At 67.1% G+C, this 22,281-nt stretch carries 13 protein-coding genes, 1 tRNA gene and 2 pseudogenes; 10 read left to right on the forward strand and 6 right to left on the reverse strand.

The window, feature by feature from the left end:
* Positions 1 to 354: 354 nt before the first annotated feature.
* From ACQPZP_RS05595 to ACQPZP_RS05605, 3 genes are read left to right on the forward strand one after another with little or no spacing between them, the layout of a single operon-like run.
* Entirely contained in the window at positions 355 to 2,100 is a 1,746-nt protein-coding gene (locus ACQPZP_RS05595; protein WP_433476559.1) for a type I restriction-modification system subunit M, read from the forward strand.
* Between the two features lie 20 nt (positions 2,101 to 2,120).
* Positions 2,121 to 3,374 carry a restriction endonuclease subunit S gene (locus tag ACQPZP_RS05600; protein WP_433476560.1) on the forward strand — a complete coding sequence of 418 codons (1,254 nt, stop codon included), beginning with the start codon at positions 2,121 to 2,123 and terminating at the stop codon, positions 3,372 to 3,374.
* On the forward strand, positions 3,374 to 6,502 hold the full coding sequence (locus ACQPZP_RS05605) for a type I restriction endonuclease subunit R (protein WP_433479559.1): 3,129 nt from the start codon (positions 3,374 to 3,376) through the stop codon (positions 6,500 to 6,502). The genes ACQPZP_RS05600 and ACQPZP_RS05605 overlap by 1 nt, the downstream gene beginning before the upstream one ends.
* A gap of 66 nt (positions 6,503 to 6,568) precedes the next feature.
* Here the strand turns inward: ACQPZP_RS05605 and ACQPZP_RS05610 are convergent.
* Positions 6,569 to 6,717 (reverse strand): annotated as a pseudogene (locus ACQPZP_RS05610) (IS256 family transposase); the annotation flags it as partial.
* A gap of 237 nt (positions 6,718 to 6,954) precedes the next feature.
* On the opposite strand from ACQPZP_RS05610, the gene ACQPZP_RS05615 reads away from it, so the two are divergent.
* From ACQPZP_RS05615 to ACQPZP_RS05625, 3 genes and pseudogenes are all read left to right on the forward strand, one after another.
* Positions 6,955 to 10,347 carry an AAA domain-containing protein gene (locus tag ACQPZP_RS05615; protein ID WP_433476561.1) on the forward strand — a complete coding sequence of 1,131 codons (3,393 nt, stop codon included), beginning with the start codon at positions 6,955 to 6,957 and terminating at the stop codon, positions 10,345 to 10,347.
* Positions 10,344 to 12,110, forward strand: coding sequence for a S1 RNA-binding domain-containing protein (locus ACQPZP_RS05620; RefSeq protein ID WP_433476562.1), 1,767 nt, complete (start codon positions 10,344 to 10,346; stop codon positions 12,108 to 12,110). The genes ACQPZP_RS05615 and ACQPZP_RS05620 overlap by 4 nt, the downstream gene beginning before the upstream one ends.
* 204 nt (positions 12,111 to 12,314) lie before the next feature.
* Positions 12,315 to 12,822: pseudogene (locus ACQPZP_RS05625) on the forward strand (IS5 family transposase); the annotation flags it as partial.
* Between the two features lie 30 nt (positions 12,823 to 12,852).
* Here ACQPZP_RS05625 and ACQPZP_RS05630 read toward each other — a convergent pair.
* From ACQPZP_RS05630 to ACQPZP_RS05640, 3 genes are all read right to left on the reverse strand, one after another.
* On the reverse strand, positions 12,853 to 12,978 hold the full coding sequence (locus ACQPZP_RS05630) for a transposase (RefSeq protein WP_433476563.1): 126 nt from the start codon (positions 12,976 to 12,978) through the stop codon (positions 12,853 to 12,855).
* Between the two features lie 339 nt (positions 12,979 to 13,317).
* Positions 13,318 to 13,393: transfer RNA gene (locus ACQPZP_RS05635), tRNA-Lys, on the reverse strand.
* A gap of 43 nt (positions 13,394 to 13,436) precedes the next feature.
* Positions 13,437 to 14,723 (reverse strand): cytochrome P450, encoded by a 1,287-nt coding sequence (locus ACQPZP_RS05640; protein ID WP_433476564.1) that lies wholly within the window; start codon positions 14,721 to 14,723, stop codon positions 13,437 to 13,439.
* Between the two features lie 24 nt (positions 14,724 to 14,747).
* Between ACQPZP_RS05640 and ACQPZP_RS05645 the strand changes: the two genes are divergently transcribed.
* Both ACQPZP_RS05645 and ACQPZP_RS05650 read left to right on the forward strand, forming a co-directional pair.
* The gene (locus tag ACQPZP_RS05645) at positions 14,748 to 15,146 is read left to right on the forward strand and encodes a PaaI family thioesterase (protein WP_433476565.1); all 399 of its coding nucleotides are present in this window, start codon (positions 14,748 to 14,750) and stop codon (positions 15,144 to 15,146) included.
* A 1-nt stretch (position 15,147) separates the two neighbouring features.
* Entirely contained in the window at positions 15,148 to 15,837 is a 690-nt protein-coding gene (locus ACQPZP_RS05650) for a dienelactone hydrolase family protein (protein ID WP_433476566.1), read from the forward strand.
* 9 nt (positions 15,838 to 15,846) lie between these two features.
* Here the strand turns inward: ACQPZP_RS05650 and ACQPZP_RS05655 are convergent, their stop codons facing one another.
* Positions 15,847 to 18,447 (reverse strand): AAA family ATPase, encoded by a 2,601-nt coding sequence (locus ACQPZP_RS05655; protein WP_433476567.1) that lies wholly within the window; start codon positions 18,445 to 18,447, stop codon positions 15,847 to 15,849.
* 100 nt (positions 18,448 to 18,547) lie between these two features.
* On the opposite strand from ACQPZP_RS05655, the gene ACQPZP_RS05660 reads away from it, so the two are divergent.
* Complete coding sequence (locus tag ACQPZP_RS05660) at positions 18,548 to 19,621, forward strand: alkene reductase (RefSeq protein WP_433476568.1); 1,074 nt, start codon at positions 18,548 to 18,550, stop codon at positions 19,619 to 19,621.
* 54 nt (positions 19,622 to 19,675) lie between these two features.
* Here ACQPZP_RS05660 and ACQPZP_RS05665 read toward each other — a convergent pair whose 3' ends face one another.
* Positions 19,676 to 20,194 (reverse strand): C40 family peptidase, encoded by a 519-nt coding sequence (locus ACQPZP_RS05665; protein WP_433476569.1) that lies wholly within the window; start codon positions 20,192 to 20,194, stop codon positions 19,676 to 19,678.
* 648 nt (positions 20,195 to 20,842) lie between these two features.
* Here ACQPZP_RS05665 and ACQPZP_RS05670 point away from each other — a divergent pair.
* Positions 20,843 to 22,222, forward strand: coding sequence for a family 1 glycosylhydrolase (locus tag ACQPZP_RS05670; protein ID WP_433476570.1), 1,380 nt, complete (start codon positions 20,843 to 20,845; stop codon positions 22,220 to 22,222).
* Positions 22,223 to 22,281 lie beyond the last annotated feature (59 nt).

A 22,281-nucleotide genomic window follows, 5' to 3' on the forward strand; every position in this document is an offset into this window, starting at 1 on the left:
TCGACACGCTGCTTGGGTGGCCGACCGCCTGCAACGCCGAAGGGGCCGCTGTTCCGCCCGCACCGGATCTGGGCATTGGCCGCGGTGGCCCAAAGTGGCCGGATTCGGGTGCGGCCTGTCCGAGGCGGATTCACCGGGCTGCCTGACCTTTCGTCGCTCGCGCTTTGTGTTGGCTCCTCCGCTACGGTGCGAGCGGGCCTAAAGTTCGCCTGACTCCCCGGATACACGAGGCCGACGTGCGCGAAGATGACCTCATGACGCCCCGGTCAGCGGACGCGCGTTGCCTAGTGGGAGTGGGACTACCCAGTGGGCCGGCGCAGCCATACACGTTGAGTGAATTTCGTGAGGAGCTCTGTGAGCACGCTCGGTAGTTTCATCTGGTCGATCGCCGACCAGCTGCGGGGTCCCTACCGCCCCAACCAGTACGGGAACGTGATCCTCCCGTTCACGATCCTTCGGCGCCTCGACTGCATCCTGGAGCCGGACCGCGAGACCGTCCGGAACCTGACTGCGGCATACGAGAACCCGAACCGGCTCCGGATCGAGGTCAAGAAGGCCACCGGCCGGCCGTTCTACAACACCTCGAAGTACGGGTTCGCCAACCTGCTGCAGGACGCGGACGGGCTTGAGGACAACCTCGTCGACTACGTTGACCGGTTCTCCGCCGACGTCGATGTCTTCGAGTACTTCGACTTCAAGAAGGAGATCATCGCCCTGGAGAAGGCTGGTCTCCTGCGCGAGATCGTGAAGTCTTTCGGCGCCGTCGACCTGCACCCCGATGTCGTGTCCAACGCCGACATGGGGGACGCGTTCGAGTACATCATCCGCAAGTTCAACGAGGCTGCGAACGAGACCTCCGGTGACCACTACACGCCGCGCGACGCGATCCGGCTGCTGGTCGACCTGCTGTTCGCCGTGAAGGACGTTGACCTGACCGAGACCGGGATCGTCCGCACGCTCTGCGATCCCACCGCCGGCACCGGCGGCATGCTCGCCTTGGCCGAGGAGTACCTGCTCGCGCAGAACCCGGAAGCCCGGCTGAGGCTGTACGGCCAGGAGTACAACCCGCAGTCGTACGCGATCTGCAAGTCCGACCTGCTCGCCAAGGGCCACGACGCGTCCAACATCGCCTTCGGTAACACGCTCACCGACGATGCCTTTAAGGGCCGCCAGTTCGACTTCTGCATGTCCAACCCGCCGTACGGCGTCGACTGGAAGCAGTACGCCAAAGCCGTCAACAAGGAGCGTGACGAGGCTGGCCCGTACGGCCGGTTCGCGCCGGGCCTGCCCGCCACTTCGGATGGGCAGATGCTGTTCCTGCTGCACCTGGTGCACAAGATGCGTGCCCCCGAAGACGGCGGTGGCCGGGCTGGGATCGTCATGAACGGCTCGCCGCTCTTTAGCGGCGCCGCGGAGTCCGGCCCGTCCAACATCCGCAGGTGGCTGCTGGAGAACGACCTGGTCGAGGCGGTCGTCGCGCTGCCGATCAACATGTTCTTCAACACTGGCATCGCCACCTATATCTGGATCCTCGACAACACCAAGCACCTCGACCGCAAAGGCCTGGTCCAGCTCATCGACGGCACGTCGTTCTGGACGAAGATGCGCAAGAACCTCGGCAACAAGAACCGTGAGCTCAGCGACACCGACCGCGCCGAGGTGCTCCGCCTGTACGCCGACTTCACCGATGCCGACTCCGACCTCTCGAAGGTGCTGCGCAACGACGAATTCGGCTACTGGACCATCACCGTTGAGCGACCACTGCTGGACGAGGACGGCAATCCTGTAGTCGACCGCAAGGGGAAGCCGAAGCCCGACTCCAAGAAGCGCGACACCGAGAACGTGCCCTTCACCTACGGCGGCTCGACCGCCGGACCTGCAGGCAAACTCGAAGTAATTCAGGCGTACTTCGACACCGAGGTCAAGCCGCACGTACCCGACGCCTGGATTGACTGGGCTAAGGTCAAGGTCGGCTACGAGATCCCCCTCACACGTCACTTCTACAAGTACGTTCCACCTCGCCCGCTCGCAGAGATCGATGCTGACCTGGAGAAGCAGGTCGCCAAGATCCTTGACCTGCTGCGGGAGGGCGAGCTGTGACTGGGCCACTCTGGACGAGCTTGCCGGATGGCTGGTTGGCGGGCCAGGTCAAGCATGCCACGACGGTCACGCTCGGCAAGATGCTCCAGAACAAGGGCAGCGGCAGGGACGTGCGCGCGCCATACATGCGCGCAGCCAACGTGCAACCTGATGGCGTGCTGGCCCTCGATAACGTGAACGAAATGTGGTTCAGCGAAGCCGAACTGGAGCAGTTGAGTATTCGGGCGGGCGATGTCGTCGTTGTAGAAGGCGGGCAAGGCGGGTTCGGCCGTGCTGCCTACGTCGAAAACAATCTTGCGGGCTGGGGCTTCCAGAATTCAATTAACCGACTCAGGCCCATCGGCGACTTCGATGGGCGCTTCATCGCGTTCTACCTCATCGCATTGAGGGCAAGCGGCTACATTCGCGCCTACAGCAATGTTGTGTCGATGCCGCACCTTACGGCCGAAAAGCTCGCACGCGTGCCGATCCCGCTGCCGCCCGTGGAGCAGCAGCGCGCCATCGCCAACTATCTCGACCGCGAGACCGCACGCATCGACACGCTTATCGAAGAGCAGCAGCGCCTGATCGAATTGCTCGACCAACGTCGAGTCGCTGTCATCGCGCACGCAACTACTAAGGGACTAATTGAAGGCGTGCCCCGAGTCCCCTCCGGTGTTGGGTGGATCGGAACCGTCCCAGCAGGGTGGAAAGTCCTAGCGCTCCGCAGATGCGGGACCCTCGTGACTGGTTCAACGCCGCCGACCGAGGATCGTAACAACTTCGCCGATGAGCCAAACGATCGTCCTTGGGTACGCCCCCAAGACCTGAGCGCGGAGACGACCGCGAGTGCATGGCTCACACCTGAAGGCTGGAGCCACTTGCGTGAGGTGCCTGCTGGTTCGGTTCTCGTTGGGTGCATCGCGTATTCGCTCGGATCTGTCGGCTACCTACCCGTCGCAGCGACCACTAACCAGCAAATTACTAGCATTATACCTGTCGATGGCGGGAAATATCTCTACTACGTCATGTGTGCAGCGAAGGATGAACTCTGGGCTTCCTCTCAAATGAATCGGGTGCCGATCCTGAACAATCAGCGGCTCGGAGCCATCCCAGTGCCAGTTCCGCCTATTGAAGAGCAACGACTCATCGCGGCGTACCTCGACGATCAAACCAAGATGATCGACCAGACGAAAGTCGAGGCTCTACGGCTCATCGAGCTCGCCCGTGAGCGCCGCTCCGCGCTGATCACGGCCGCTGTGACGGGCCAGATCGATATACGCGAGACGGCGTGATGGCCGACCACTACGAGGGCGTCTTCGAGACCGAGATCTGCGAATACCTCGCGGCTCATGGCTGGCTGTACTCGGCGGACGACACCGGCTATGACCGTGAGCGGGCGCTGTTCCCTGATGACGTGTTCGCGTGGCTGGGGGCGACGCAGAAGGCGGCGTACGGGAAGGCCTTGAAAGCGGCTGGGTCGCAGGCGAAGTTCCTCGACGTCCTGACTGCGGCGCTCGACAAGCCACTGGAGCACGGCGGCGGGATGCTGAACATCCTGCGCAGCGGGGTGCAATACATCGGCGGTGGCCGATTGAAGATGGCGCAGTTCCGGCCCGAGACGACGCTGAACGAGACGACGAACGCCGAGTATGCGGCAATGCGGGTTCGGGTGATGCGGCAGGTGAGGTTCTCGACGGCCGACCAGCGCAGCATCGACCTGGTGTTCTTCGTCAACGGGCTCCCGGTCGCGACAGCCGAGCTAAAAACCGACTTCACCCAGTCGCTGAACGAAGCGATCCAGCAGTACCGCAAAGACCGCAACCCGCTGACCAACGGTCGACGCGAGCTACTGCTGTCGTTCGGGCACCGGGCGCTGGTCCACTTCGCGGTCTCCAATGATCTTGCCGCGATGACCACTCAGCTGGCGGGCGAGAAGACGCAGTTCCTGCCGTTTAACACGGGCTTCGACGAAGGCGCCGGGAACCCGCCCGGTGCGGACGGAAGATCGGCGACGGCGTACCTGTGGGAACGGGTCTGGGAGAAGCACGCCTGGCTCAACATCATCGGTCGGCTGATGATCGTGGAAACCACAGAGGAGTGGGATGTCGCCACCGGCACGTCGGTGCGTCATACGAGCATGCTGTTCCCCCGGTTCCACCAGTGGGAGGCGGTCACGAACATCGTGGCCGCCGTGGCCGAGGAGGGCGTCGGCCAGCGCTACCTGATCGAGCACTCCGCCGGGTCGGGGAAGACGAACACGATCGCCTGGACGACGCACCGTCTCGCCCGGCTGCACGTCGACGACGAGAAGGTCTTCGACTCGGTCATCGTGGTCGTGGACCGCACGGTGCTCGACGGGCAACTGCAGGACGCGATCCGGCAGATCGACGGCAGCGGGAAGATCGTCGCGACGATCAGCCCCGAGGACGTGCGAAAGGCCGGTGCGAAGTCGAAGTCCGGCCTGCTGGCCCAGGCGCTGAAGAACGGCGAGCTGATCATCGCGGTGACCGTGCAGACCTTCCCGTACGCACTCAATGAGATCCGGGCCGACGCCGGCCTGAAGGGCAAGCGGTTCGCCGTCATCGCCGACGAGGCGCACTCCTCGCAGTCGGGGCAGATCTCCTCGAAGCTGAAGCAGGTCCTGACCGCCGAGGAGATCAAGGAGATCGAGGACGGCGGCTCGGTCGACGTCGAGGCGGTCCTGGCCGCGGAGATGGCCGAGCGGGCCGAGTCGGAGAACATCTCCTACTTCGCCTTCACCGCGACCCCGAAGAACAAGACCCTGGAGCTGTTCGGCCGAAAGGGGCCAGACGGCAAGCCGGTCGAGTTCCATCTGTACTCGATGAAGCAGGCGATCGAGGAGGGCTACATCCTCGACGTGCTCAAGGGCTACCAGTCCTACGAGACCGCGTTGAAGATCGTCGGCAAGGCCGAGAGCGGCGACGGTGGCGAGGTCGAGGAGTCGGCCGCGCGCAAGGGGCTGATGCGGTGGGTGCAGCTGCACCCGACCAACATCAGCCAGAAGGTGCAGATCATCGTCGAGCACTTCCACGCCAACGTCGCGCACCTCCTGGAGGGCAAGGCGAAGGCGATGGTCGTCACCGACTCGCGCAAGGCCGCGGTGAAGTACAAGAAGGCGATCGACGCCTACATCGCCAAGCGGGCCGCCAAGGACGCGTCGTACAACTACCAGACCCTGGTCGCGTTCTCCGGGCCGGTATCGATGACCGAGAACGACAAGTGGAGCAAGGACTGGGGGCCAACGCCCTCGGAGGGCGACGAGTTCACCGAGGCCACCATGAACCCCGGAGCGGGCGCCGACCTGGCCGCGGCGTTCAAGGGCGAGACGCACAAGATCATGCTGGTCGCCAACAAGTTCCAGACCGGCTTCGACCAGCCGCTGCTCTCGGCGATGTACGTCGACAAGAAGCTCTCCGGGGTCACCGCCGTGCAGACGCTCTCCCGGCTCAACCGAACCCACCGCACCGCCGGCGGGGAGCAGAAGGCCAAGACGTTCGTCATCGACTTCGCCAACAAGCCCGACGACATCAGGGCCGCCTTCGAGCCGTACTTCACCAACGCCATCCTGGAGACCGAGACCGATCCGTACATCGTCGTCCACCTGGCGAACAAGCTCGCCCAGGCGGGGATCTACACCGAGGAGCAGGTCCGCCAGGTCGCCGAACTGTGGGTCACCCGCAAGGGCAACAACGCGCTCTCGGCGGCGATCAGCCCCGCCCAGCACGACTTCCGGCGCCGCTACGCGGCAGCGATCGAGGCCGAGGACAAGGTCACGCTCAACACCCTCGACCTCTTCCGCAAGGACGTCTCCACCTACGTCCGGCTGTATGACTTCATGAGCCAGATCGTCGACTACGGCGACCCGTACATGGAGATGCTCTCGATCTTCCTCCGGCTCCTGGAGAAGGTCATCGCCGAGTCCTCCTGGACCGCCGACGTCGACCTCTCCGACGTGGTACTGGTCGGGGTGAAGCACACCAAGAAGATCGCCGTGGACATCTCGCTGACCGGAGACGGCGAGCTGAAGGGGATCAGCGCAGCAGGCACCGGCGCCAAGAAGGAGCCGAAGTACGTCGCGCTCCAGGTTGTCATCGACAAGATGAACGACCTTTTCGGCGCCGAGTCGTTCGCTGAGTCCCAGATCCGGGAGTTCGTGCAGGGGCTTGTACTGCGACTGCTCGCTGACCCGAATCTGGTCCAGCAGACCCGGGTGAACTCGAAGAAGCAGTTCATGGAGTCGCAGGACTTCCAGTCCGCCGTCACACAGGCCATCACCGACAACCAGGAGGCGCACAACACCATGGCCGACTACTTCTTCACCGACGGGCCTGCGATTCCCGGGGTCATCGTGGCGCTCGCCGACGCGTTCTACGAGGCAGCTATCGCCAAATGGAGGTGACGGAGACCGGGAGAAGCCGCGGGATCTGTAGCCGTTGTCGCAGTTGACCCGGCCGTCGCAGCGTTAGCCGTAACCGGCACCACGGACGACGCCGGCCTTGGCCGACGTGAGTTCCTGGCCATCGTCTTGACTATCGACCGCAGCAGATCCGGCTCACACGCACCGATCTGCTCGGCAATCCACTCGCCAAAGTCCACATTGTTGCCCACGGCCATCGTGTTCCTTTCCCTCGTTCTTGATCATCGATCTCGAAGGATCGAAGCGGTGGCCGTCTCGCGGCACGACGCCACGCTCTTCACCTGTGGAAACTCCTACGCCACCTCGGTGGGCGCGACCGCCAGGGGCAGGGCAATGGGACATGTTGGTGGTAGACGGTCCCCTGAGCCAGCGCCGTTATCAGGTATTCTTCTCGACTGCTCCACACAAAAGGTTGCGCCCTAGGGGGGACGTGGATGACGCGTCTGATCGCTGGCCGGTACGCCGAAGTCGCGAATACCCGTCGCGTTGGCGGTCAAGCGGAGGTCTTCCAGGCAGCCGATCTCCATCAGGGGGGTCGACTCGTGGCTGTCAAGGTCGCGTCGGCTACGTCCGACGAGATCTATCGCATCTACTTCGAGCGGGAGACCGCGGCGCACCACAAGCTGGATCACCCGAACATCGTGTCGCTATTGGACAGCGGGACCGACCACGACACGGGCATGTACTACGTCGTGCTCAGCTGGGTCCCGGTGTCAGTCAAAGACTGGCTGGCGACCGTTACCGAACCTCCGGGTTGGGATGACGTCGCCGAGATCATCGCCCTCCCCTTGGCGTCAGCCTTGGCGCACTCACACTCGATGGCGGTTCTCCACCGCGATATCAAGCCCGGCAACGTGCTCTGGGACGGCGAGAAGCCCCTGCTTGCTGACTTCGCACTCAGCAAGATCAAGGACCAGTTGGCGGGTGCGACCGACGCGACGGTGGCAGGGATGGCCAGCGCGCCCTGGGCGCCGCCGGATCTGGCGTCGCGCGGCTCGACCAGATTCGACGTTTACAGTCTGGCCGCGACGCTGCTGCAATGCGTCACCGGTTGGGAGCTGCGGGACTATCCGGACATCGCACGGGCGCTCGACGAGGCCGACCTCCCGCCTGCTGTCCTGGAGCTACTGCGACGCGGCCTCGATCCTGACCCGGCAAACCGGTCTGCGGACGGGCAGGTGTTCCATCTTGAGTTGCAGGCTATTCAAGCGGCCCGCAGCAGCAACTGGCACGACGAGAAGGTTCTGTCGTTCGAACTCTCTGGTGCGGCACGCCGATCGCTGGAGGAGGCTGGTGATGGCCAGGCCGCCGAGGCGGTTATCGCGGGGCGGCTGGGCTCGGCAACGCATGTGGTGCCGCGTTTGAAGAGCGCTGGCGGGGGGCGCGCGACGCTAACCGCCGAAGAGTTCCGCCTCGTCGGTGACCAGGTTGAACTCGTCCTCGTATTCAAGAACGGCAATCAATTGCTCTGCATCCGGGCTGAGCTCAGGGACTTCGATGAGCTGGAGCGGTGGCGCCAGGACGAGGACGCGGTGACGTTGGACGGGCGGGACTTCACCTGGTCGGCGCTGCGGCCGAGTAACCCGCAGAGATCCGCGGCGGCGGCCGTGGAGCTTCATCTCCTGCTTCAGAAGGCGGTTCAGGACTCAAGTGATCGCTTCAGCGATCGCTTCAAGCAGGCGCGACTCACGAACTGGTCACGGTTGATCGAGGCGAAGGAGCTGTTGGAGAAACGGCTGGAGGAACCCGTCACCTACACGCGCATCAGCCGCTCCGGTGTTCAAGTCATTCTGGAGACGGCGGTTCCGCTGACCGGCGCCTTCCTAGACCAACAGCGCATAGCCCGGCCGGTGGACGAGCCCACCAGTCGTGGCGTCGCCGTGACGATCGTCGATGTCGACGGTACGGACGTGACAGTCCAGGCAACCGGGCGAGGGGCTGATCTGCCCGCGAGTGGAGTGCTGGTCCGCGACCGAACCCCATCGCAGGCTGCGATCCGCCGCCAGAAGAGTGCACTCGCCGCCCTGCGAGACGGCAGCGCGGCGCGACCCCATCTCCGTGAGCTGGTGTTGGACCCGTCAGTGGCGCACGCGCCGGACCCCGTGGCGTTCGAGCCGCTGCGACCGGATTTCGACGATGACAAGAAAGTTGCCGTGTCGAAGGCGCTCGGGTCGCAAGACCTCTTCCTTGTAGAAGGCCCGCCCGGTACGGGCAAGACATCGTTCATCTGCGAACTCATCCACCAACACCTCGCCGCGCGGCCCGGCGACAAGGTGCTACTCGTCAGCCAGATGCACGTCGCGATCGACAACGCCATCACCCGTTTGTACCGCTCCGGGGTGACGTCGGTGGTGCGTCTGTCGAGTCGTGACGACAATGTCGATCCGGATGCCAGTCATCTGTTGTTGTCCAACAAACTGGCAGTGTGGGGGGACGAAATCAGAGTCCGTGCCCGCACTGGCTTGGCCAGCTTGGCCGAACGTGAGGGCGTACGTATCGACCATCTTTCCTTGGCGCTTCGCGCTGAGGAAGCCGTGGCAAGCCTACGGCAGCTGAACGAGATCGCCGAACTCCTTGGCCCGCTCGATGACGATGACCGCCTCGACAACGACGATCTACCCGAGGACCGCGCGGAGCTGCTGGCTGACTATATGCGGGCGGTCGACCGGGCCGACACCGTTGCGGACGAGGTGCGTGCCGCAGCCGAAGACCTTGAGGTCACCGTGCCGGACGATCTCGGCGAAGGCGAATTGGAGCAGCTCGTGGCGAGCCTCCTGGATGGGCACGGTGCTGGCCGGCGGCTTCGTGAATTGGTCCGGACCCAGGGTGACTGGCTGGCCAGCCTGAACGACCCCCACGCCGCCGAGCCGATGTTCTTGCCCACACAAAGCGTGGTCGCTGGCACCTGTATGGGGTTCCTCGCCAATCCACATATCCAAAACATGCAGTTCGATCTCTGCATCATCGATGAAGCGTCCCGGGCGACCGCCCCCGAGTTGTTGGTGCCGATGACCCGGGCCAAGCGGTGGGTTATGGTGGGCGATACTAAACAACTGCCGCCAATGGTGGAGGAGGTCTTCGAGCACCGGGACCTCGTCGACAGCTTCGATCTCGACAAGATGTTCCTGACTTCGTCGCTGTTCGGTATCCTGCTTGGGGAGGCGCCCGAGCCGTGCACGACCAGCCTGGTGACTCAGCACCGCATGGCCGAACCGATCGGCGAGTTGATTTCGAACGTTTTCTACGAGGGTATGCTCGTTCACGACCCCGTGCCCGTTTTCGACCCCGACACCGTCGCCGACGGCGACCGTCTGGTGTGGTATTCCACTAGTCGCCGCACCAATCGACGGGAGGACGCCCGGCACACGGGCAGCGCGAGCCAGTCGAACAAGATCGAGGCTCAGAAGGTCGCCGAACTCGTCGAACGCCTCGACGCAGACACCAAGGCCGGCAAGTACGCCCGAGTTGACGGCGGAAAGCTGGAGGTGCTGGTTCTCAGCGGGTATCGGCGCCAATGCACCGAGATCGAACGTGCACTCAGACGCCTTCAACTGGGACACGTCGCTGTCCAGGTCAAGACCGTGGACGCTGTCCAGGGCCGCGAGGCTGACGTGGTCCTCTTCTCAGTCACCCGCAGCAACCTCACGGGTGAACTGGGCTTCCTCGCCGACCGATACCAGGGACGCGTCAACGTCGCTTTGTCCCGAGCGCGGGAACTCCTCTGGATTGTCGGCGATTCAGAATTCTGCAGCAGCCGGGAAGGGCCACTCAAGAGGGTGCTCAGCCACATCACCTCGACCGCCGGTGGAAGGGTGCAGTACCTGTGAGTCGCGATATCTTCGCTGATGCCGCGCGCCGCCATGCTCACGCGCTCCCCGGGCATACCCTTCTGGCTGCAGAGCCGGGCGCGCTACCTGCCTCCGCGCTGACAGTCGATGTGCTTGTGGAGCAGTCCGAAGATCTCGAAGCCGCACAGAAGTACACACTTCGGGCCATGCTCAACGGCATCGATACCGTCGATGACCTGCAACTGTTCCTCGGCCTGAGCGAAGGCGACACCGGCCGGGCCGTCGCAAATCTACTCCTCGCCGAATACGTTACCTACCAGCCGCCCGCCCAGGGTGGTGTCCGGCGCCTGCAACTTCTGCCCGCCGGGCTGGAGGCCGCTCGCGACGCTCAATTGCGCCGCCCGATGTCCACGACTATTCAGGTAATTTATGACCGCCTCATCGGAACCGTGACGGACTGGCGGCGCAACTCTTTGCGCCGCTCCAAACAGGCGAAATCTGATCCCGCGCGTATCCTGATGCCGCCCGCGAGCAGCATGCCGGTGCGGACCATCGATCTCACCATCTCCACCCTCACCGAAATCCTGGACCCGCGCACCCGCGACGGGGTGCGCATCCTCGGTATTAGCGGAGTAACCGAGAATCGGAATTTCTACCGTGACGCTATACTTCTGGTGTTCAAAGACGACGAGTCGAACACGCTGCGCCTAGGCGTCGAAATAGACGGCAGGTGGAGCGAGCGGCACGCGGCGGCGCTGGAGGCCATCGGCGCCGTCGAGCGTTTGCGCCTGTCGGCGGCGCCGGTGGAACATCCGTACGAACCCGTCACCGATCCTGGCGCTCGTCTCGGCAAGGATAGCGTCGTTGCTCTCCAGATCTCTGGAGAGCACGCGACCGGTGAGGACGAGAACGAGGCCCTCGACCGGGCTGCGATTCGTTGGCTGGGCGTTTACGAGCATCCTCAATGGCTCGCCGACGCCGTAGCGAACTCGCGACGCCGTCTTCTCATCAGTAGTCCGCGGATCCGAACAACCGTAGCGAACGTCGAGTGGATCCGCAGAATCGAAAGTCTGTCCCGCACGGTGGACGTGACGATCGTTTGGGGTGTCGACGACAACGATGGGAGCGACCGAGACGCCCTTGCCGCCCTGCACGCGGCCGCCCGCCGTGCCAACCGCCTCGGCATCATACGGGTCGACGACACCCGGACGAAGGTACTCGTCAGCGACTCCTACTACATCGCGACGAGCTTCAACTGGTTGTCGTTTCGTGGGGAGCCGTCACGCAAGTACCGCCAAAATGACGGCGACCTCGTCCGGGACCAGGGACTCGCTGACCGTGCCTACGACAAGTACCTAGCCGAAGCGTGCGCGCTCGCGGTCGAAGTAGTCGGTACCCTTCCCGCGAAATACCGTGACCTGGTCGACACTGGTGCCACCTGGACGGATCAAGGAACCACTACGTCGGGCCCCGTCGTGTCGCGGAAGAGCCGACGACCAGCGGCCCCGTCACGGGCGGAACGACGCAAAACAGCGCTCGGCAAGCTCGCTGCAGGGCAGACTGTCTCAGGGCCCGTGAAAACGCTGACGGCTTTCGGTGCATTCGTAGACCTTGGGGAGGTCGACGGATTGATACACATCTCGGAACTTGCCGCTCACCGAGTCCAACACCCGTCCGAGGTCGTGAGCGTCGGCGAAACGGTCACCGTGTTGGTGCTGGACGTCGACACCGTGCGAGAGCGTATATCTCTCTCTGAAGGCGGCAACATCTGCCGGTTCCGCACCAAACCTACCAGCGTCTGAGTCGCCGACCACAAATCAGGGAACACGTCGTCCAGAATGACTCAACTCTCGCCGCACGCCATGCTGCGGCTGGTCGCTGGCATGACCAGGCGGCATATCGGCGGGTCGCGCGCTAAGTAGAGCCACGACAGCCGCTGAACCCGGGTCTGCCCACTCGCCTGCAAGCCTTAGGCATTCTCTTGGCGTGATCGATAGTGCTTCGCCTTGACGATGGTGAAGCGCCTGGTTCCAGATAGGCTGCGGGAGTTGGTCCAGGGGGTGGTGCCACCTGTGCCAACACACCCGCAGGGCGATGGACGGCGGTGAGCCGACGAGCGGGAGGTGCTGGCGGCGATCGTGTTCGTGGCCATCGTCGGCTGCACGTGGCGGCAGCTCCCGCCGGTGTTCGGCGCGTCCTGGCAGACCGCCTACCGGCACTTTGCCGAATGGAGCGCCGCGTGGGTATGGGCCAAGCTGCACAGGGTGGTGCTGGACGAGCTTGGGGCCGATGGGCAATTGGACTGCTCGCGGTGCGCGATCGACTCGTCAGCGTCCGCGCCGCCAAGGGCTGACAGGCCGGAATCCCGTCGATCGCGGCAAGCGTGGGTCGAAGATCCACTTGCTGACCGAGCGGATCGGCCTGCCGCTATCTGTCGGGACCCCCGCCGCCAACACCCATGACAGCCTGGGCCTTGAGTCGCTGGTGCGTGGCATAGCGCCGAACCGCTCACGCTGAGGACTGCGCCGTTGCCGTGTCGGCAAGCTACACGGCGACTATACCTGCGTAGGCGGCCAGGTATCCGGCGCTGCGGAATCGGCTGCCGTCTCCGACGTCGAGCAGGATGCGAGCGGCGGTCCTGAGCCCGACGCCGGGCATCCGGGTCAGCACCGGGAAAAGAGGGCGGGCCTCCAACAGTCTTCGATCCGTGCTGGCGAGGGCCGCACGTTGGCTGGCCACGGAGTTCAGCGATGTGCCGGGATGCGAGGTTGCGGATTCACGCCCGCTGACGTGCGTTGCTGCCTGCTCTGGTGGCCCTGGGCGCCGGTTCTGTGGGCGACATGACCGGCTTGGGTATAGGCGAAGAGTACCCGGATTCGGGGCGCTACCAGGGCGGATGCAGGGCCCGGATCGAGCCGCCGAGCCGCCACCGAGCTGCCGCGGGGACGAACCGGGATATGTCGGGCGGCGGGCAAACCGGGGCATCCTCGTGTTTGCCCTGGTCAGGGGTGGTGGGTCGCGTGGGACTCGAACCCACAACCTACGGATTAAAAGTCCGGAGCTCTGCCAATTGAGCTAGCGACCCGTCCCGCAAGGGTACCGAGATCGACGGGGGGTTCGCGACGGGGTTAGTCGGCGGGGGCGAGGTGGACGGGGAGGTGCTTCAGGCCGTTCTGGAAGTTGGAGGCCAGGCGGACGGGGGTGCCGGTGAGGGTGATGGTGTGGGGGAGGAGTTCGCGGAAGAGGGCGCGCATCTGGGTACGGGCCAGGTGTGCGCCCAGGCAGAAGTGGGGGCCGAAGCCGAAGCTCACGTGGTCGTTGGGGGTGCGGGCGACGTCGAAGTGGTCGGGGGACGGGAAGACCGTTTCGTCGCGGTTGGCCGAGGCGTGGTAGACGACGACCTTGTCGCCGGTGTTGATCTTCTGGCCGCCGAGTTCGAGGGGTGTGGTGGCGGTGCGGCGGAAGTCCATGACCGGGGGCCAGTAGCGGAGCATCTCCTCCACGGCGGACGGGAGGAAGGCCGGGTCGGAGCGGAGGCGGGCCAGTTCGGCGGGGTGTCGCAGGAGTGTGAGGAGGCCGCCCGGGATGCCGTTGCGGAGGGTCTCGTTCCCGGCGACGGCGAAGAGGAAGAACATGTTCTCGAACTCGTGGGTGGTGAGGCCGCCTTCGAGCATGCGGGACATGATGTCGCCGGACGGGTTCCGCTGTTTCTCGGCGGCGAGGGCATGGGCGTAGGCGAACATGTCGGCCAGTGCCGTATAGGAGCGCGGGTTGATGGGGCGGCCGTCCGGGTGGGTGGACGTCGTGGGGCGGTAGTCCATCGCCTTCTGCGCCGTGGGGCTCATCGAGGCGGCGTCAGCGGTGGAGAGGCCGGCGTATTCGTCGTCCTGGTAGCCGATGACGCGGGACGCCCAGTCGTAGAGGAGACGGCGGTCGGCGTCGGGGACGCCCATGATGTGCGCCAGCGTCCAGACGGGGAGGTCCGCGGCGAGTTCCACGAAGTCGGTCTCTGACCCGAGGGCCGAGGCGACGAGGGTGCGCGCCCGGTCGTTGATGGTCTCTTCCAGGGCGCGGACGGCGCGGGGGGTGAACGCGGCGGCGACGATGCGGCGGAGGCGGGAGTGGTCCGGCGGGTCCTGGTTGAGCATCATCGCGCGGACGAACGCCAGGTCCTCGGGCGTGTCGGGGTCGCGGATCTGGGTGGCGCCGAGGTTGGAGGAGAAGAGGTCCGGGGAGCGCAGGACGTGTTTCACGTCGGCGTGCCGGAAGACCGCCCAGTAGCCGGGGCCGGCGGGCCAGGGGCCGACGGCCGGTTCGGGGACCCAGGTGACCGGCGATTCGGCCCGGAGCCTCGCGAAGGCCGCGTAGGGGACCTCGTCGGCGTAGGTGGTGGGCAGGAAGATCTCCTCGTGCATGCCCTCAGCGTGCATCATGTCGGGGTGACGTTGAAGCCTGAAGAGATCCTGCGTGACAACTTCGCCCCCTGGGTGCTGGACCTCGGGCTGGTTCCCGAGGACGTGGGGGACGGGACGGCGGTGCTGCGGCTGCCCTGGTCCGACCGGCTGGCGCGGGAGGGCGGCGCGCTGTCCGGCCAGGCGCTGATGGCGGCGGCCGACACCGCGGTCGTGCTGGCGGTCGCCGGGGCCAAGGGCTCGTTCGTGCCGATGACCACGGTGCAGCTGAGCACGTCGTTCCAGCGGCCCGTGGTCGGGCGGGACGTGCTCGTCGAGGTCGAGCTGACCAAGCTCGGGCGGACGCTGGCCTTCGCGGAGATCGACATGACGTCGGACGGCAAGATCGTCGCGCATGCGACCGCCGTCTACGCCATCATCGGGTGACATGACGCGAACTGAGAAGGTCGTCGTTCCGGACGGTGAGTTCGACCTGCACGTGTGGTCGCCCGAAGGCGGCGGGCCGGGGGTTCTGCTCCTCCAGGAGATCTTCGGTGTGGGCGACTACATGGAGGCGGTGGCGAAGGATCTGGTGGCGCTCGGGTATGTCGTGGGGGCGCCCGACATGTTCTGGCGCATCGAGCCGAACTGGACGACCCAGCACAACGAGGAGGCCCTCCCTAAAGGGATGTCGATGGTCTCCCAGTTCGACTGGGAGAAGGGCGTCGGGGACGCGGTGGCGGCGCTGTCCGTCCTCAAGGGCCTTCCAGAGGTGGGCAAGGTAGGCGTCCTAGGGTTCTGCTTCGGCGGGACGCTCGCGTACCTGCTGGCCGCCAACGCGGAGGCCGATTCCCTGGTGTCGTTCTACGGGTCCGGTGTGCCGGGCGCGTTGGAGCATCTCGACGCCATCGGGGCACCGGCGCAGTTCCACTTCGGCGGTTCCGACCCGTATATCTCGCGCGATGACGTCGCCAAGGTCGAGCGGGCCGTCGAAGGCCGGGACACGATGGAAATCCACGTCCAGGAGGACGGCGGGCACGCATTCCACAACCGGAAGGCGCCGATGTTCTACCAGCCGGAGCCCGCAGCGCGCGCTTGGAGCCTTGCCGAAGAGTTCCTCCAGCGGACCCTGTCGTAGAGACGGTCCTTACACGGGCTCCAAAGTGAGGCGGGACAGTTCCTTGCGGGACGAGATGCCGAGCTTGGGATACGCCTTGTAAAGGTGGTACTCGACCGTCCGCGGGCTCAGGAAGAGCTGGGCGGCTATCTCCCGGCTGCTCGTCCCCGAGGCCGCCAGCCGGACGACCTGGAGCTCCTGCGGGGTGAGGCGGTCGACGACGTCCGGGGCCGTCGGGACGGACGTCCCTGACTCGCCGGTCGCGCGGAGTTCGGCGCGCGCGCGGTCCAGCCAGGGGGCCGCGCGTAGGCGTTCGAAGATGGACGCCGCCGAGCGGAGAGGAACACGGGCGTCGGCACGCCGGCGGTTCCGGCGCAGGAACTCGCCGTAGAGCAGTTCCGTGCGGGCCCTCTCGAACGGCCGTGACGACCGCTCATGCAGCCGGATGGCCTGCACGTACGGCTCTTCCGCGTCGGACATCAGCGCTTCGCAGTGCAGCGCCACGGCGAGCGCCCAAGGCTGCTTCACCGCGTCGGCCCAAGCACGGAAACGGGTGAAGGCGGCGCGGGCGGCGTCCGCGTCTCCTGTGCGCACGGCGGCTTCGACCTGGTCGGCGGCGGACACCATGGCGCCCGTGCTGTGCCGCCGCGGCCCTCGGGCGATCTCTTCGAGGCGGCGCAGCGCGTCGTCGTTGCGGCCCAGGCCGAGGTCGAGGAGGGCGAGGGCGCTGTCGGCGAGGCCGCCCTGCGGCGGCGGCGCGTGAACGATCAGCTCGCGGAGCCGGGCCTCGTCGCCCTCGATCGCCGGAATGCGGGCCAGGACGGCGCCGAGGCGCCCCTCGCGGTGCGGGCGGCCGGTGTCGCGGGCGAGGGCGATCGCCTCGGCGACCGTCGCCTCCGCGTCCGCGTGCCGCCCGGCCGCGATCTGCGTCTGGGCCTGGACCTGCAGGACGTTCGGCAGCTCGCCGACCCGGCCGTGCCGGCGGCAGTGCGCGGCCTCGGCGGCGGCCAGCTCCAGTGCGGCGTCGTCGTCCCCGACGACCAGCGCGAGCTGCGCGGCACGGAGGCGGTCCCCGGCGCCGTCTCGCGCCTCCCGGACCAAGGCCGCGAGCAGCGGCGATCCGTCCGCGTGGCCGCCGCCGGCCAGCAGCGCCAGGCCCCGCACGGCCGGGTCGTCCGGCAGGAGCTCGGCGGCCCGGAGCACGGCGGGCAGCTCGCCGGACGTCCACCCGTACATGGCGCCGGTCCGCAGCATCGCGGCGCGCTCGTCCCCGGCGGCGTTGTCGACCATCATGCGGGACGCGGCGCGCGGGTCGCCTCGCTCATACTCGATGACGGCGTGGACGCGGCCGAGCCGGGCGAGGTCCGGCGGAGCGGGGCCGAGCTTCTCCGCCTGGACGGCGAGGTCCTCCGCCTCGTCCAGCCGCCCCGCCTGCAGGATGACGGAGGCGGCGGCGCCGAGGCGGGCGGCCCGCGCCTCCGGACCGGGTGTCAGCTCCGCCGCCTGCCGGTAGAGCGCCGCCGCTGTCCCGTAGCCCGAGCGGTCGCGGGCGCGGTCGGCCGCGGCCCGCAGTTCCGCGGCGACGCCCTCGTCCGGTGCGAGGGCGGCGGACGCGCGGTGCCGCGCCCGGCAGTCCAGGTCGTCGGCGGACTCGGCGAGGGCCCCGTGGACGGCGACGCGCCGGGCGGCGACCGCTCCCTGGTACGCGGCGCTCCTGATCAGCGGGTGCCGGAAGGTGATGCTGCGTCCGGTGACCTCGACCAGCCGGGCGCGTTCGGCCTCCTCCAGGTCGGCGAGGCCGACCCCGAAGGTGCTCGCGGCGGCCAGCAGGCTCGGCATGTAGCCGCGTCCCTCGGCCGCCGCGATCAGCAGCATCAGCCGGGTGTTCTCGGGGAGCCGGGCGATCTGGGCCTGGAACGCCCCGAGGACGCGGTCGGCGACGGGCAGCGGCCTGGAGCCGTCGTGCGGACGGTCCCGGGCGGCGGCGAACTCGTGCAGGGCGAGGGGGTTGCCGGACGCCTCCATGATGACCCGGGTGCGGACGGTCGGCGCCAGGCCGCGCGCCGCCAGCAGCCGTTCGGCGTCCGCCCGGGGCAGCCTGCCGAGGCGCAGTTCGGGCAGCCCCGTGGCGGTGAACGCGTCGTCCCGCGCGGCGAACAGCATCACCACCCCTTCGGCCGCCAGGCGCCGCGCCGCGAACAGGAGGGCGTCGGTGGTCGCGGTGTCGATCCACTGCGCGTCGTCCACCATGCACAGGACGGGGGCTTCGGCTTCGGCGAGTTCGGCGAGCAGCGTCAGCACGGCCAGGCCGGTGGTGAACCGGTCGTGTCCGGGGGACGTTTCGCCGAGCGCCGACCGGAGCGCGGCGGCCTGCGGCGGCGGTACGGCGTCCAGCCGGTCCCGGACGGGCCACAGCAGCTGGTTGAGGCCGGCGAACGCGATGCCGGACTCCGCCTCGATCCCGGTGACCCGCAGGACGCGGGGGACGCGGTCCGCGGCCTCGGCGAGCAGTGCCGACTTGCCGATGCCGGCCTCGCCGCGCAGCACGAGGGCGCCGCTGCGCCGGTGGTCGCGCGCCGCGTCGAGCAGCGAGGAGATCCGCGCCTGTTCGTCGTTCCGCCCGTAGAGCACCCGTCCAAACTACGGGGCCGAATACCGAAACCTTACGGATTCGCCCCGTAGCCGGTGGCTCCTAGGTTCATGACCAGCGATAACGCCACTGGAGGACGTCATGCAGGAACTGTTCGAGCCGCTGTCGGCCGGGAAGCTGGAGCTGTCCAACCGCCTCGTGATGGCGCCGATGACCCGCAGCCGGGCCACCGCGGACGGCGCCGTGACCGAGCTGACCGTCGAGTACTACCGGCAACGCGCCGCCGCCGGGCTGATCATCACCGAGGGCACGCAGCCGAGCGTCCGGGGGCAGGGCTACATCGCCACGCCGGGCCTGCACGCGGACGACCAGGTGACGGCGTGGCGCGCGGTGACCGACGCCGTGCACGCCGAGGGCGGACGGATCTTCGCCCAGCTGATGCACGCGGGGCGCGTCGGCCACCCGGTGCTGTACCCGGACGGCGGGCTGCCGCTCGGCCCGTCGCCGATCGCGTCCGGCGAGCGGCTGTTCACCCCGGACGGGATGCTCGACCACCCCGTCCCCCGCGAGATGACCCTCGACGACATCGCACAGGCCGTGGAGGAGTTCGTCGCGTCCGCGCGCAACGCGGTCGCCGCCGGGTTCGACGGGGTGGAGCTGCACGGCGCGAACGGCTACCTGATCCAGCAGTTCCTCGCCGACGGCAGCAACACGCGGACCGACGCCTACGGCGGGACGATCGAGAACCGCATCAGGTTCGCCGTCGAGGCCGCGCGGGCGGTGGCCGACGCGATCGGCCCCGAGCGCGTCGGACTCCGCGTGTCGCCCGGCGGCACCGCGAACGGCGTCAGCGAGAGCGACACCCCCGAGCTGTACTCGGCGCTGGTCGGCGCCATCGCGCCGCTCGGCCTTGCGTACCTGCACGTCATGGAGCTCGGGAACCGGGAGACGACGCGGCGGATCCGCGCCGGATGGCCGGGGACGCTGATCCTGAACCCGCACCCGACGCCGGAGTCGTTCCCGTCGAAGCCGGAGTACGGCGTCGAGGCGCTGCGGGACGGGGTGGCCGACGCGGTCGCGTTCGCGCAGCTGTGGCTCGCCAACCCGGACCTGCCCGCCCGCATCCGGGCCGGCGGTCCCTACAACGAGGCCGACCGGGCGACCTTCTACGGCGGCGACCACCGCGGCTACACCGACTACCCGGTGCTCACCTGAACGAGCGGAGGCCCCGCGCCGGATGTCCGGTGCGGGGCCCGCGGGCGCCGGGAGTCAGAGACCCGGGCGGACGCCGCCGCTGAAGTTGCGCTTGTAGTAGCGGTTCAGCTTGATCTTCTTGACCCGCTGGCCGGAGCTCGGCGCGTGGATCATGTAGCCGTGCCCGGCGTAGATGCCCATGTGGGTCCTGCCGCCGTAGAAGAACAGCAGGTCGCCCTTCACGGCGCCCTTCCAGGAGACCTTCTTCTTGACCGCCTTGTAGATCTGCTGCGTGGTCCGGGGCAGCTTCACCCCGGCCTTGCGCCAGGAGCCGCCGGCCAGCCCGGAGCAGTCCCACGAGCCCGGGCCGGTCCCGCCGTAGCGGTACGGGTCGCCGATCTGCTTCGCCGCGTACTTCACGGCGTAGGCCGCGCGCTTGCGCTGCTTCGCGATCCTGGCCTGCTTGGCGGTGGTGGCCTTCGCGACCGGCGCGGCGACGAGCGTCGCCTGCCGCGGGACGGCCGCCTGCGCGGACCCGGCCGCGAGGACGGACACGCCGAGCGCCGCGGTCGTGGTGAGCACGAGGCCACCCATGGTGATTCCGGTCTTCAGGGGGTTTCGGGGGGTATGCAGAATGACTCCAGATCTCGCGGTCGATGCCTACCGGGCAGCCGTCACCCACCGGTCCTGATCGTGGGTTCGAGATGCCGCGGCCGATTCCGCAGCGTCTTTGCCGGGACGTGGGAAATGGCGGCCGCTTCCGGTTCCGTGCCTCTCGACTGCACGGATTCGGCGTCCGACGGCGGCTTCCTGGCGAGGTCCCTGGCGGGACGACCTGGGGGGCCGCGCGGACCGTCCGTAGCCGGCCCTGCGCGTCGCCGCCGCGCGTCGGGGTGCGTGTTCTGTTATCGGAGCGGCTGATGTGCCGCATGAACCGGGCAGGAAGCTAGCCAGGGTGCGGCGTTCATGGCAAATCACAAAGCCATTTCTCCGCGTCCGCCGGGCCCGGATGAGACGGCGGTCTACCGCCCAGCCAGCATCGATCCGCAGCGCAATTCGCCAATTGTGAAGTGGCTCACAGATCGCCGTTAAGACGGCGGTTCATTTATTGATCTGTGATCTGTGGCACAGCTCGGGGGTGCGGCGGGGGCGCCGGATCCGGCCACGTCCGGCCATTGACGGGGCCGGGGACGCCGCCTGTAGTGCGAAGCAGATTCATGTCCCGCGTCCGGAGGGAGCGCCGTGTTCGGCAGATCCGGCAGAGCACGTTCCGTCCACGTCCTCTCGGCCCTCACGCTGTCGGCCACCCTCGCGCTGACCGCCGCGTCCACCGCCATGTCCCCCGCCGCCGCCGAGACCGTGCGGGCCGGGGCCGCCACCGCCAAGTTCCCGGACGGCTTCCTCTGGGGCGTCGCCACGTCCGGTTTCCAGAGCGAAGGCTCTTTCCCCGACAGCAACTGGACGAGGTACGCCGACCGCAAGGCGACCGGCGTCACCGACCCCTACGGCGACTCCGTCGACTTCCGGCACCGCTACCCGAGCGATCTGAAGCTCGCGCGGGGCCTGGGTGTGAACGTCTTCCGGACATCCGTCGAGTGGGCGCGCATCGAGCCGCGCCGGGGCCACCGCGACCCGGCGGCGATCGGCTACTACGACGACCTCATCCGCCGGATCAAGGCGGACGGGATGCGCCCTATGATCACCCTCGACCACTGGGTGTACCCCGGATGGGTGGCCGACCAGGGCGCCTGGGACGACCCCCGGACTCAGGAGGACTGGCTGCGCAACGCTCGCTTCGTCGTGAACCGCTACAAGAACCAGGGCGTCATCTGGATCACGTTCAACGAGGCGAGCGCCTACATCTACAAGGAGCTGACCACCCGTCCGATGGACCTCGCGCAGATGATGAAGATGCGCGACGCCCTGATAAGGACGCACCGTGCCGCCTACGACATGATCCATGCGGTCGACCCAGGCGCCCCTGTGTCGAGCAACGTCGCCTATGGATCGCCCATCAACGGCATCTTCGACGCGGCCCTTTTCAACGACGTCACCGGCAAGCTCGACTTCATCGGCATCGACTACTACTACGGCGCCAACCTGAATAACTTCACCGCGGCGTATGCACTCACCGGGGAGTTCTGGAAGATCGACCCGGAGCCCGAGGGCCTGTACTACGTCCTGAGGAACTACCAGCGCCGCCTGCCGAATCTCCCCGTCTACGTCGTCGAGAACGGCACGTCCACCGACAACGGCAAGCCGCGCCAGGACGGCTACACGCGCTCCGACCACCTGCGCGACCACATCTACTGGATCCAGCGGGCGATGGCCGACGGCGTGAAGATGATGGGCTACAACTACTGGAGCCTCACCGACAACTACGAGTGGGGCAGTTACCGGCCACGGTTCGGCCTGTACACGGTCGACGCGCTGACCGACCCGTCCCTGGCGCGCCGGCCGACCGACGCCGTCCCCACATATCGGTCGATCATCGCCAACCGCGGGGTCCCGTCCGGGTACGTGCCGGTGCGCAGGCCCGGCTGGTGCTCCATCGAGGACCCTCTCGCCACCTGCCTCGGCACGACGCCGACCCCGCCCGCCTCGTACCGGCGCGCGGGGTGATCGATCGGGAATGACCTGCCCGTCCCCGGGTACCGCTAACGACCAGGGGTACTCGTGGG

Origin of the sequence: Spirillospora sp. CA-142024 (assembly GCF_050942325.1) — a bacterium.
Classification (GTDB): Bacteria; Actinomycetota; Actinomycetes; order Streptosporangiales; family Streptosporangiaceae; genus Spirillospora.